General features: G+C 58.5%; 11 protein-coding genes. 7 read left to right on the forward strand and 4 right to left on the reverse strand.

The genetic code is table 11. The features are described 5' to 3' along the window. The first annotated feature begins 40 nt into the window (after nt 1-40). Nucleotides 41-1,375 (forward strand): OapA family protein, encoded by a 1,335-nt coding sequence (locus tag LN244_RS14490; RefSeq protein WP_239040482.1) that lies wholly within the window; start codon nt 41-43, stop codon nt 1,373-1,375. Beyond that, entirely contained in the window at nt 1,372-2,478 is a 1,107-nt protein-coding gene (locus LN244_RS14495) for an anhydro-N-acetylmuramic acid kinase (protein WP_239040483.1), read from the forward strand. The genes LN244_RS14490 and LN244_RS14495 overlap by 4 nt, the downstream gene beginning before the upstream one ends. A gap of 71 nt (nt 2,479-2,549) precedes the next feature. On the opposite strand, the gene erpA is transcribed toward LN244_RS14495, so the two are convergent. Together erpA and argC are read right to left on the reverse strand one after the other, a co-directional pair. Then, nucleotides 2,550-2,897 (reverse strand): iron-sulfur cluster insertion protein ErpA, encoded by a 348-nt coding sequence (gene erpA / locus LN244_RS14500; protein ID WP_239040484.1) that lies wholly within the window; start codon nt 2,895-2,897, stop codon nt 2,550-2,552. Nucleotides 2,898-2,967: 70 nt separating this feature from the next. Beyond that, entirely contained in the window at nt 2,968-4,002 is a 1,035-nt protein-coding gene (gene argC / locus LN244_RS14505) for an N-acetyl-gamma-glutamyl-phosphate reductase (protein WP_239040485.1), read from the reverse strand. Nucleotides 4,003-4,088: 86 nt separating this feature from the next. On the opposite strand from argC, the gene LN244_RS14510 reads away from it, so the two are divergent. From LN244_RS14510 to LN244_RS14525, 4 genes are read left to right on the forward strand one after another with little or no spacing between them, the layout of a single operon-like run. Further along, complete coding sequence (locus tag LN244_RS14510; RefSeq protein WP_239040486.1) at nt 4,089-5,816, forward strand: chloride channel protein; 1,728 nt, start codon at nt 4,089-4,091, stop codon at nt 5,814-5,816. Next, nucleotides 5,813-6,442: a thiamine phosphate synthase gene (gene thiE, locus LN244_RS14515; protein WP_239040487.1), complete on the forward strand. Its 630-nt coding sequence runs from the start codon at nt 5,813-5,815 to the stop codon at nt 6,440-6,442. Before LN244_RS14510 ends, thiE begins: the two co-directional genes overlap by 4 nt. Nucleotides 6,443-6,474: 32 nt before the next feature. Continuing rightward, the gene (hemL, locus tag LN244_RS14520) at nt 6,475-7,761 is read left to right on the forward strand and encodes a glutamate-1-semialdehyde 2,1-aminomutase (protein ID WP_239040488.1); all 1,287 of its coding nucleotides are present in this window, start codon (nt 6,475-6,477) and stop codon (nt 7,759-7,761) included. Between the two features lie 6 nt (nt 7,762-7,767). Next, nucleotides 7,768-8,370 carry a hypothetical protein gene (locus tag LN244_RS14525; RefSeq protein WP_239040489.1) on the forward strand — a complete coding sequence of 201 codons (603 nt, stop codon included), beginning with the start codon at nt 7,768-7,770 and terminating at the stop codon, nt 8,368-8,370. Here the strand turns inward: LN244_RS14525 and LN244_RS14530 are convergent. After that, a complete protein-coding gene (locus tag LN244_RS14530; RefSeq protein ID WP_239040490.1) occupies nt 8,364-8,948 on the reverse strand; it encodes a tetratricopeptide repeat protein in 585 nt (194 codons plus the stop codon). The two genes, LN244_RS14525 and LN244_RS14530, sit on opposite strands and share 7 nt — an antisense overlap. A 16-nt stretch (nt 8,949-8,964) precedes the next feature. Further along, complete coding sequence (gene mrcB, locus LN244_RS14535) at nt 8,965-11,232, reverse strand: penicillin-binding protein 1B (protein ID WP_239040491.1); 2,268 nt, start codon at nt 11,230-11,232, stop codon at nt 8,965-8,967. 112 nt (nt 11,233-11,344) lie between these two features. On the opposite strand from mrcB, the gene LN244_RS14540 reads away from it, so the two are divergent. Beyond that, nucleotides 11,345-12,874, forward strand: a complete 1,530-nt coding sequence (locus tag LN244_RS14540) for a bifunctional aminoglycoside phosphotransferase/ATP-binding protein (RefSeq protein ID WP_239040492.1) — start codon at nt 11,345-11,347, stop codon at nt 12,872-12,874.

Below are 12,874 nucleotides of genomic sequence, written 5' to 3' on the forward strand. Positions count from 1 at the left end.
TCAACTCCGCCGTCTGCCAAGACTACACCTGATGACCTCCATGGCCATTCTGATCGCAGTCATCACCATTGTCCTTGTTTGGCCTAAAGAGCAATCACCTGCAGAGCCTGTCAATTCTACCCCTTTCGATTCGTCTTCCGTCAGTAATCCAACAACACCTGCAGTGACACCGTCGGAGCCTGAGCCCAAGCCTGACAGCCTGGATACTCCAGAAATTGCGGCAGAGCCCGCCCCAGCTCTCAAACCTGTACCTCAGCGCGTTGAGAACTGGGTTGAATACCCTGTAAAAAGCGGCGATAACCTGACCACGCTATTCAAGCGTGCCGGACTTGGTCCACGTGATGTCTACCGCATTTCACAGGCCGTCAGTGGCAGCGATGCCTTATCCCGGCTGCGCCCGGGGCAGACACTGGCCTTTCTGATAGAGGATGGGCTGCTGCGTAAACTGCGGCATGCCCAGGACCGACTGAATACTACGCTAATTGAACTGACCGACACCGGCTACCAGGTCCAGCAACTTGAACGTACACCTGAAAGCCGAACTGCCTATGCTGAAGGCACCATTACCCGCTCCCTTTTTCTGGACGCGTCAGAAGCCGGACTCTCCAACAAGACCATTATGCAATTGGCCGAGATCTTTGGCTGGGATATCGATTTTGCACTGGATATTCGTGAAGGCGACCGCTTTCGGATACTGTATGAGCAGGACTATCTCGATGATGCGCCGCTGGATCAGAGTCGCATACTCGCCGCAGAATTCATCAACCAGGGCAAAACCTTCTCGGCTATCCGCTTCACTGACAGCAAAGGCAACAGTCAGTATTTTGCTCCCGACGGACGTAGCATGCGCAAGGCTTTCCTGCGTTCACCGGTGGACTTCAGCCGCATCAGCTCCCGCTTCAAGCCAGAGCGTTACCACCCGGTACTGGGCAAGAAACGCCCCCACCGAGGTGTCGACTATGCCGCGGCCACCGGAACACCCATAAAGGCCGCCGGTGATGGCAAAATCATTTGGCGCGGCACCAAGGGCGGTTATGGTCGCACCATCATTCTGCAGCATGGCGGCAACATCACAACGCTGTACGCCCATCTGAGCCGCTACCAGAAGGGCTTGAATAATGGTGCAAGGGTCAAGCAGGGCCAAGTGATTGGCTATGTCGGTGCATCAGGCCTGGCCACCGGACCCCATCTGCATTACGAATTCCGCAGCAACGGCGTTCACAAGAACCCGCTGACCGTAGCCCTGCCGGCAGCGGAACCAGTCGCCAGCGAGGAGCGTGCTGCTTTCCAGGCTGAATCCGAACGTTTACTGGCGGTACTCAATCAACATGCCAATATCCACCTGGCCTTGAGTGACGAGGAAAGCCCGAAGTGAAACCTGAGTATTACATTGGACTCATGTCTGGCACCAGCCTGGACAGTGTCGATGCCGTCCTTGTCAGCTTTGTACCTGAGTTTCAGCTCCATGCCAGCCTTTCCTACCCTTTACCGGCCACTTTGCGCCAACAGATCCTGACGCTGAACCACTGCGGTCCGAATGAAATCGACCAGCTCGGCAGTCTGGACGTTGCGCTCGGCCGACTGTTTGCCGATGCAGCCAATGCACTTCTGACTCACAGCAACTTCCTCGCCAAACAGGTTTGCGCCATCGGCAGCCATGGCCAGACCATCCGCCACCGCCCCGAACGACACTTCAGCCTGCAGATTGGCGACCCTTCCTGCATTGCCGAACAGACAGGCATCACCACCGTGGCCGACTTCCGTCGCCGCGATCTGGCTGCTGGCGGCCAGGGAGCCCCTCTGGTTCCCGCATTTCATCAGGCGCTGTTCGGTAAACCGGGACAGGATCGAGTGGTTGTCAATCTTGGCGGCATGGCCAACATCACCCTGCTGCCTGGTCACGAGGATTTGCCTGTTCTGGGCTATGATACAGGGCCCGGCAACGTACTGATGGACAGCTGGATACGGCAACAACGCGGGCTGGACTATGACCGGGACGGAAATTGGGCCTCCAGCGGACAAGTCCAACCTGAACTGCTTAAACGAATGCTTGAGCACCCTTATTTCCAACGCAAACCGCCCAAAAGCACCGGACGAGAACAGTTTGACCTTCCCTGGCTGCAGCAGATGCTGGATACACTGGATGAAGCACCCTCACCCGAGAACATACAGGCCACTCTGCTTGAGCTGACGGCGGTCTCGCTGGCACAGGCGATCGATCAACACGGTTTGAACCATCCCAGGCTATTCCTTTGTGGCGGAGGCAGCCACAATCGCGCATTGCAAAACCGCCTGCAACACCACCTGCCGGATACTGAAATCACGTCCACCGAAGCACTTGGACTGGCGCCTGATTGGGTAGAAGCCGCAGCCTTTGCCTGGTTCGCCATGCGCACACTGAACCGGCAAACATCCAGTTTGGCAGCCGTTACCGGAGCACAGGGAAACCGTATTCTGGGTGCCATTTATCCCGCCTGAACCGGCTGACTACAAATACAAAAACGCCGGCATAAAAAGCCGGCGTTTTTAAAGATGATCCACAGAAAGGCTCAGATCGAGAAAGACGAACCGCAACCACAGGTCGTAGTGGCATTAGGGTTGTTGATCACAAACTGTGAACCTTGCAACCCTTCCTTATAGTCCACCTCGGCGCCCGCCAGATACTGGAAGCTCATCGGATCCACGACCAGCATCACACCGTCACGTTCGACGGCGGTATCGTCATCCGCCATGTTTTCATCGAACGTAAAACCATAGGAGAAGCCCGCGCAACCGCCACCGGTGATGTAGACACGCAGTTTCAGGTTATCGTTCTGCTCTTCTTCCAGCAATGATTTGACCTTGTTGGCCGCCGCTTCAGTAAACAACAGCGCCGGCGCTTGTGCAGTATCGCTCATAGTTACACTAAACCCTCTTTGATACAGCGCATTCTGCCTAAACCGAGTAAATCGGTCAAGTATTGGCAGATCAGGGCATCAATGCAACCTGCTCCAGGCCAGCGGTTTCCGGCAGATCAAACATGATATTCATGACCTGCACTGCCTGGCCGGATGCACCCTTGACCAGATTGTCGATGGCAGACAGCACCACTACTGTATCTTCGCCCTGCGGCTGATGAACACTGATCCGGCACATGTTGGAGCCCTTAACGCTGCGGGTTTCCGGATGGGACCCCGCCGGCAGCACGTCAACGAACGGCTCATCACGGTAGAACTCTTCAAACAGCGTCTGAAGGTCCGGACCCACCGGGTCTTTCAGGATCGAGTACAGGGTCGCGTGGATACCACGAATCATTGGCATCAGGTGCGGCGCGAAGGTCAGTCCTACAGGGCGGCCAGCCATGCCGCTCAATCCCTGCTTGATTTCCGGCAGGTGACGGTGACCCGGCACACCGTATGCTTTCACACTCTCGCTGGATTCTGCCTGCAGCATCGCCACATTGGCACCGCGACCCGCTCCGGTAACGCCGGACTTGCAGTCGGCGATCAAACGACGGTGATCGATCAGTCCGTTTTCGAGCAGCGGACGGAAGCCCAGCTGAACAGCTGTCGGGTAGCAGCCGGCACAACCAATCAGCTGCCCTTCACGAATCGCATCACGGTTGACTTCAGGCAAGCCGTAGACCGCCTTCTGAACCAGGTCCGGACACGTGTGCTTCAGGTTGTACCACTTTTCCCAAAGCTCGATATCCTTGATACGGAAGTCCGCACCCAGGTCAATAATACGAACGCCACGGTCAACCAGCTCAGGCGCCATGCTCATGGCGACGCCATGAGGGGTCGCGAAGAACACCACGTCGCAGGCAGCCAGACGATCCACGTCAGGCACCGTAAATGCGAGGTCGTAGTGGCCACGCAGGTTGGGGAACATGTCTGCGACCTGGATCCCTTCCTCGGAGCGGGAAGTAATCACCTCCACCTTGGCCTGCGGATGGTTTGCCAGAAGACGCAACAACTCTACACCGGTGTAGCCGGTGCCGCCGACGATACCTACCTTAACCACATCAACCTCTCATCAGTGCGTAAAAACTGTTAGGGTATACTACTTAGCTGCTCAGCAGATGACTATGATCCCCTGAACAGGCCATCATGCCACATCGACCGCTATCACTGGAACATTTTCGCCAGCGCCTGGCGCATGCAGACGCCCTGCCTCAGCTGGTCATACTGGGCATACTGGCCGGTCTCGCGGCCGGCGGGCTCATCAGCCTCTTTCGCTCAGCCGACACCCTGTTGCAGGCCTGGCTACTGCCGGGGGGCGCCGAGCGGTTTGAAGAGCTCGATGATATCCATCGCCTGTTGCTGCCTCTGGGGGGCAGTCTGCTGCTGATCCTGTTGTTTGCCGTGGTTCCTGCTCATGCCCGAGCGGTTGGTATCGTCCACATGCTTGAACGCCTGACCAACTACGAAGGCCGACTCCCCATTTTCAACCTGTTTATTCAGGGACTGGCTGCACTGATCGCCTTGGCCAGCGGCCATTCAGTCGGCCGTGAAGGACCCGCCGTGCACCTTGGCGCCGGGGCTGGGAGCCTGCTGGGTCAACGACTGTATCTGCCCAACAACTCCATGCGCGTACTGGTGGGCTGCGGCGCTGCCGCCGGGATCGCTGCCACTTTCAATACCCCGCTGGCAGCCGTCATCTTCTCTATGGAGGTGGTGTTGCTGGAGTACACCCTGATCGGTTTCCTGCCGGTCATGGTCGCCGCACTGGTCGGGGATATTGTCTCTCGCGCACTGGTCGGAGAGGCCCTGGTATTTACTGCCCCCAACCTGTCCATCGAAGAGCTCACCCAGTTACCACTGATTGCGGTGCTGGGACTGGTATGCGGCCTGCTGGCAACCGGATTCCACCTGCTGCAGATGCAGGTCCTCAAGCTCAAGCACTGGCCATTTCCGGTTCGTTTCCTGCTGGCCGGATTACTGACCGGTATAGTGGCCCTGCAGTGGCCAGAGGTGATGGGAGGCGGTTATGACACCATCGAGTCCCTGTTCACGGAACCGGAACCCATATTATTTTTGGCCGGCCTGCTGCTGGCCAAATGCCTGCTGACCCCGATCGTGATCGGCCTCGGTATCCCGGCTGGCCTGATCGGCCCAACCCTGTTCATCGGTGTGGTGGCCGGTGCCCTGCTGGGCGCCATCGGCTCATTAATCACGGATACCCCTCATACTGGTCTCTATGCCATGCTGGGCATGGGAGCGATGATGGCTGCCCTGCTGAATGCCCCCCTGGCAGCACTGCTGGCCATGCTGGAGCTGACTCAGAACACCAGCATCATACTGCCGGGCATGCTGGCTATTCTGGTGGCCAATCTGACCACCCGATTCGGTTTTGGCCTGCCGTCGATCTTTCATGCGTCCCTGCAGCACCAGGGACTGGACCTTCGGCAGGCACCGCTGGCACAAATCCTGTCTCGTGCCGCGGTGGGCAGCCTGATGCAGCGTGATTTCAGCCCGACGCCTTCACAGCTCTCACTGTCCGAAGCGCGCCTGTTGCTCGAAGCTGCGCCGCATTGGCTGTTAGTAAACACCGACTCACGACCGGTTCTGATGCCGCCTGCAGACCTGCGTCAACATCTGGAAGGCTTGCCTGAAGATGCTGACGACAGCACCCCCATTGACCTGCTGAGCCTCCCGGCCCAACGATCGGATATTGAACCTTTACTCTATCGCGCCACTCTGAAGGAAGCGCTGGATCAGATGCAGCAAAAGCAGCTGAATTACCTGCTGGTTGTCAGCAATCGTGACGAACCTCTGGGCCTTATCAGCCGCCAGCAGATCGAAGAGTATTACAACCGGAAACAGACCCTGTCATGACCCGACTGCACGGCCTTTACGGCCTGACCGATGCCAAACTGATGCCCACCGATATTGCCATGCTCGAACAGGTAGAGGCCGCCCTTAAAGGCGGCATGCGCCTGCTCCAGTATCGCGACAAGTCCCATGACCATGAACAGCGCCTGCGCCAGGCCCGCGCGCTGCTGGATCTCTGTCGGCAATATGACTGCCCGCTATTGATCAATGATGATGTAGAACTGGCTCAGGCCAGCGGTGCCGACGGGGTCCATCTGGGACAGCAGGATGGCTGCGTCGCTGCCGCACGGGAATATCTGGGCAAACAGGCTCTTATCGGCCAAACCTGTCACGACCGTCTCGAACTGGCACATCACGCCATACGTCAGGGTGCCGATCATGTCGCTTTCGGCGCATTTTTCCCGTCCTTGACCAAACCCGGTGCCACACCCGCCCCGCTCGGCCTGCTGCAGGAGGCAAGGGCACAGCTGGATGTTCCCGTAGTAGCGATCGGCGGAATCAGCGTGGATAATGCGGCCACGGTCATTGAAGCCGGTGCCGATCTGGTGGCTGTGGTACATGCACTGTTTGCTGCCGATGACATAGAACGGCAGGCCAACCGCTTCGCCCAACAATTTCAGATTTCGTAACCAACCATTTTCAAGATTAAAGGAAGTGTCCCATGTCACGTTCAGAATCTCTGTTCCAGGCCGCTCAGGCCCACATCCCGGGCGGCGTCAATTCGCCGGTACGCGCGTTCAAGGGCGTGGGCGGCACACCGATTTTCTTCAAGCGTGGTGAAGGCCCCTTCCTGTTCGATGAGGACGATCAGCGTTACATCGACTACGTAGGCTCCTGGGGCCCCATGTTGCTGGGCCATGCATACCCGCCCGTGATCAATGCCGTACGCGAAGCACTGGACAACGGTCTGGGCTTCGGGGCTCCGACCGCTATCGAGACCGAAATGGCTGACCTGGTGTGCGAACTGGTACCGTCGATGGAACTGGTACGCATGGTCAGCTCAGGCACCGAAGCCACCATGAGCGCTATCCGACTGGCCCGCGGTTTCACCGGTCGTGACAAGATTGTCAAGTTCGAGGGCTGTTACCACGGCCACTCCGACTCCCTGCTGGTGAAAGCCGGTTCCGGCGCACTGACACTGGGTGAACCCAACTCTCCGGGCGTGCCTGCCGCACTGGCCGAGCACACCATTACCCTGACCTATAACGATATCGACAACGTGCGCCAGGCATTTGCCGAAATCGGTGATCAGATCGCCTGCATCATCGTCGAGCCCGTGGCCGGCAACATGAACTGCATCCTGCCGAAGGAAGGCTTTCTTGAAGGCCTGCGCGACGTCTGCGATCAGTACGGCAGCGTGCTGATCTTCGATGAAGTCATGACCGGTTTCCGCGTTGCGCTGGGCGGTGCCCAGGAGTACTTCAATATCAAGCCGGACCTGACCACACTGGGCAAGGTCATTGGCGGCGGCCTGCCAGTGGGCGCCTTCGGTGGCAAGCGCGAGATCATGGAGCACATCGCTCCTCTGGGACCCGTTTATCAGGCAGGCACACTGTCCGGCAACCCGCTGGCCATGGCTGCCGGCCTGGCAATGCTGACCGCATTGAAGGCGGAAGGTATTCATGAAGCGCTGAGCGCCAAGGCCGAGTACCTGACCCAGGGCCTGGAAGCCATGGCCGCCAGACATGGCATCCCGTTTACCACCAGTTGTGTCGGCGGCATGTTCGGTCTCTTCTTTACCGAGCAGGAGACGGTCAGCAGCTTTGCCGAAGCCACTGCCTGCAATACCGAACGGTTTGGCAAGTTTTTCCACGGCATGCTGGAAGAAGGCATCTACCTGGCACCCTCTGCCTTCGAGGCCGGCTTCGTCTCCAACGCCCATACCGAAGCAGAGCTGGATGCTACCCTGGCAGCTGCCGACCGTGTTTTTGCCAAGCTGGCGGGCTGATCACCGATGCTCGGTAACAGCCTGTTATTGATCGTGGCACTGGCCAGCGCTGTGCTGCTGTTCCGGCGCAGTGAAACCTTGGCCCAGGCGCCTCAGTCGCAGCTGCAAGTCAGCAGTTTGAGTCTGCTCTTTGTTGCGATGTCAGCAATGGGGCAGCTCCTGCTGACACCGGACTCGCAGGATGTCGCCACGCTGCAGCGCTTGCTGGATAATCTGGCGGTATATGCCGGCCTGCCACTGCTGGCAACGGCCACACTGGCTTTGGCCATGAACTGGTACTGGTCGAAGGCCGGCTGGGGACGCTGGCTGCTGGCGCTCTTTGCGCTGTTCGAGCTATGCCGCCGTATGGGGCTTGGAGAGGACTACACGCTCTGGCTCAGCCTGGCGCTGGCCGCTGCCCTGTTGGTATCGGCCTGGCGCCTGCAGCCGATACTTTCACGACTGGCCTGCGCAGTCGCGGCGCCGTTGTTGTTGATCAGTCTCAGCGCCTCGACACTGATGGTTGCTGAGCTGCCAGCAGTCGCGCGCCAGCTGGCTCAGGCGTCGGGACTACTGCTGCTCAGCTGGGCACTGCTGCAACAGACCTCCAGGCAAACAGCGGCTCAGTAGGCCGCTGCCTTCTGGCGGGCCTCAGCAGCGCCCGCCGCATTACCCGCTTCCTGGCGAATATCCGCAATCAGACTCCACAGCCGACGCAAGGGATTCTTCTGACCCGCAGCGACACTCACACCCTTAAGCGCTACCTGCTCGGCTTGAAGAAACTGCCCCTGACGGCGCTGTACATCAGCCAGCTGGATATACACTTCAGGATCTCGAGGCGCAATACGCAGCGCTCGTTCCAGACGGTTTTGGGCGGTACGCAGGTTGCCGCTGCTGCTGTCCTGGCGGGCGGTTTCAAGCAGCGCAATCACGGCGGGGCTCTGGGGCTGACTCACAACCTGCTCGACCGGTGCCTGGATCTGGACCGGCTTGTCCTCTTCCTCGCGCTGCGCCCGAATCACGGGCGCCCCACCAATAGGGGTGACTTTTACGCCCGGCACAGGGTCAACCGGTACAACGGTCCCCGGCTCAGAGGACTGAGGTGTACGGCTACGATCCTCTACAGGTGCCTTGTAGACATAAGGGTTGGGACCTGCACAGCCAGTGACCACCAGCGCAAGCCCCACCATCAGATAAACCTTTTTCATGGCGTCCTTCTAGAATTCAGTTAAACCAGTTGCGGAACCAGTCCAGTGAGCGTCTGACCGGATTGTCCAGACCGCAGTCGACCTTTTCTTCAGGCGCAGTACCCATCAGGAACGGCAGCAGGCGTGAACCTTCGCAGCGCTCATCCGAGCGCAGGCCGGTCGTTTCATCGATCCAGACATATTCGACGCCAGCCGGCCGTGTCGCGATGAAAGGCTCAGGTTCTTCGCGACGCATGAACTCGGTCCACACCCGCAATGCACCACCAGAGCCGGTAAACGGCAGCTGCGAGTTATCGTCCCGCCCCAGCCAGACAACCGCCAGCCGATCACCGGTGAAACCGGCAAACCAGCTGTCTCGCTGATCATTTGACGTACCGGTCTTGCCTGCCAGGTTGAGATTCTGCGGCAATACCGAATAGGCACTGCGCGCCGTACCCTCTCGCCCTGCTTCCTGCAGCGCATACTGTAACAGATGCACCACTTCAGGTTTGACCTGTTGTTTCAGGGTAAACGGATAACGTGACAGCTCTTCACCTTCGGCATCAGTCACCCGGCGGATGACCCTCAGCGGCATGCGGAAGCCATTGGCTGCGATTGTCTGATAGATACTGGCCAGTTCCAGCGGCGAAAGCGATTGCGCCCCCAGGAGCAGGGATGGATAGGCCTTGAGCTCACGTTCCGCCCCCAGACGCTCGAGCATGTCGATCACTCGCTCCAGCCCTACCTCCATCCCCAATCTGGCCGTGGACTGATTGTAGGACAACGCCAGTGAACGGTGCAGAGGCACCAGCCCATGGCTGCGATGATCAAAGTTCTGTGGTTGCCAAAGCGACCCATCCGGCAGCTTGACGCTGAACGGTTCATCTTCCAGCAGAGTATTGAGCGTATATCCCTTCTCGAGAGCGGCCAGATAGACCGCCGGTTTGACCAGCGAGCCGATGGGACGCAACGCATCCAGTGCACGGTTGAAGCCCTGATAGCGGGTCTCCCGACCACCAATCAACGCCAGCACTTCACCGGTCTGTGGATCGGTCACCACCATACTGGCTTCAAGTCCCTGTGCCTTCTGCCCGTAACGCTTCTCCAGTCCCTGAATACTGGTCTCGAGTGCAGCTTCTGCGCGGGTCTGCACCAATGGATCCAGCGCAGTGAATACACGCAGCCCTTCCGTACTCAGATCCTCATCCCGGTACTCTTCCCGCAACTTGCGCTTGACCAGATCCAGATAGGCCGGAAAGGCTCCCTTGTGCAGACTGCGCTGCTTGACCACCCCTAAAGTACGCTGGCGTGCATCATCATACTCTGCCTGGCTGATCTGTCCCTGATCACGCAGCATCTTCAACACCAGATTACGCCGTTCCAGTGCTCGCTCAGGGTGACGGCGCGGATCATACCAGGACGGCCCTTTGACCATCCCGGCCAGCAGCGCCACCTGATCCAGCTCCAGTTCCTGCACCGGACGAGCAAAATAATACTGACTGGCCAACCCAAAGCCGTGAATTGCACGATTTCCTGACTGTCCGAGGTAGACTTCGTTGAGGTAGGCCTCAAGGATTTCGTCCTTGTCGTAGTGCAGCTCCAGCAGCATCGCCATCGGCAACTCAAGCAGTTTACGACTGAGCGTCCGGTCGGATGTCAGATAGAAGTTCTTGATCAGCTGCTGGGTCAGCGTACTGCCCCCCTGCACGAAGCGACCGGCACGCATGTTGACCCACATGGCACGCGCAATACCCTTGAAAGACACCCCCCAATGCTCATAGAAACGGCGATCTTCCACCGCCACCAACGCCTGAGCCAAATGGGGCGGCGCTTCCTCGAGCTTGATCAGGTCACGGTCCTCATTGGACTTGGGATAGATGCCACCAATCAGCATCGGTTCAAGTCGCACCAGCGGCAATCGGCGCCCCTCGGCATCGCGGATATCGCTCAACGTGCTGCCTGAAAAAGTCAGCAACATGTTACGCGCCGGTTCCTCACCATCGGGAAAATTAAACCCGCGGGTATGGATACGGGCACGACTGCTGGCCCACTCCACGGCACCGGGTTGGTCAGCACTGCGCACGAATCGGTAGTTCAGCCCCTTCAGTTCCTGCCTGAGTTCATCCCGACTCAGGTTTTGTCCGGGGTAGAGCTCCAGCGGCCTGGCATAAACCTTGGCCGGCACAGCCCAGCGCTTGCCCTCGAACTTGCTGCGTACCTGAGCATCAAGATAGATCAGACCAACGGCCAGGATCACTGTCAGCACCAGCCCCAGCTTAAACAGCCAGCGGAGCATTCGAGCCATCAGGGAAGGTTGTTTGGATCGGCGCGTCCGGCGCCCTTTAGCGGGGGGAGTTCTCTTTTTACTCATCGGGTCAGTATAATCTCATGCCATCGCTGACAACAGCTGGAGCCTCATGTTACCCAAACTGATCGAATCATTGCGCGACCCAGCCTGCTATCCACATGCAGTTGCACAGGTCGAGGTGATCGAAACCCATATATCCTGGTTGCTGCTCACCGGGGAGTACGCCTACAAGATCAAAAAGCCGGTCAACTTCGGCTTTCTGGACTTTACGACGCTGGAACAGCGCCGTCACTGCTGTGAGGAAGAAGTGCGCCTGAATCAGCGACTGGCACCGGACATTTATATCGGCCTGGTTCCGATCGGCGGCAGCAGCGAAACCCCCGAGCTGGAAGCAGACGAGGGCATCATCGAGTATGCGGTCAAAATGTACCAGTTCGATCCTGAACTGCGCCTTGACCGCCTGCTGCAGCGCCACCTGTTCGAAACCCACTGGATTGATCTGCTGGCCGAGCAGATTGCTGCTTTTCACCAGCGCATTCCCATCGTCGCCCAAGACAGCCCCTGGGGTGAACCCGACACCCTCTGGGAAGTCGTTGCCGACAACTACCGTTTCATCCCGCCAGATCACCTGGAAACAGATGACTGGGCGTTGCTGCAGCAGCTGTCCACACGCACGGCAGAAAACTTCCGGGCACTGGAAGGGCTCATGCGCCAGCGCAAGCGCGAGGGGCATGTCCGTGAGTGTCACGGCGACCTGCACCTGGCCAATATCAACCTGTTCCACGACGAACTGCGGCTCTTTGACTGCATCGAATTCAACCTGGAGTTCCGCTGGATCGATACCATCTCCGATCTGGCGTTCCTGCTGATGGACCTGGAAGCCAATCAGCAGTTCCGCTGGGCCAACCGCTGCCTTAACCTGTATCTGGAGCTGACCGGCGACTATTCTGCCCTGCCGTTACTGAACTTTTACAAGGCCTATCGCTCCATGGTCCGGGCCAAAGTCGCAATGCTGGGCACCCAGCCTGATGTGCCCACCTGTCGTCACTATCTGAAACTGACGGAACACTACTGCCGTGAGCGCTCTCCTGCCGTATTCCTGATGCACGGCGTCAGCGGCAGCGGCAAGAGTTACCTCAGCGAACGTCTTGCAGAAGCCGTTGGTGTCATCCGTATCCGCTCCGACGTGGAGCGCAAGCGGCTGTACCGCGAGCTCAGTCTGCAGGGAATGTCGCTGGAAATGTATGGCGCTGAGATGAACAGCCGTACCTTCCAGCACCTGCTGGAAACCACCACGCTGATGCTCAAGGCTGGCTACTCGGTCGTCGTTGACGCAACGTTCATCCACCAGCGCACCCGTAATGCCTATGTCGAGCTGGCCAACACGCTTGACCTGCCCGTGAGGATTATCAGCTGCCACTGTGAACAGAACCTGATTGAGGCCCGGCTCAAGCGGCGCCAGGAAGAGGGACGAGACCCCTCCGATGCGGATGTTGAGGTCATGCGCGAACAGTTAAGCGTCATGCAACCTCTGAGCAGTGAAGAACAGCTGATCACGCTGCCAGTGGATACCCGCGATGACGAAGCGATCGAGCAGCTGATGGCACAACTGCGCGCTCAACGCCTGATTGGGGACTGA

It is taken from the genome of Marinobacterium sediminicola (assembly GCF_022343685.1).
In the GTDB taxonomy this organism is placed as follows: Bacteria; Pseudomonadota; Gammaproteobacteria; order Pseudomonadales; family Balneatricaceae; genus Marinobacterium; species Marinobacterium sediminicola.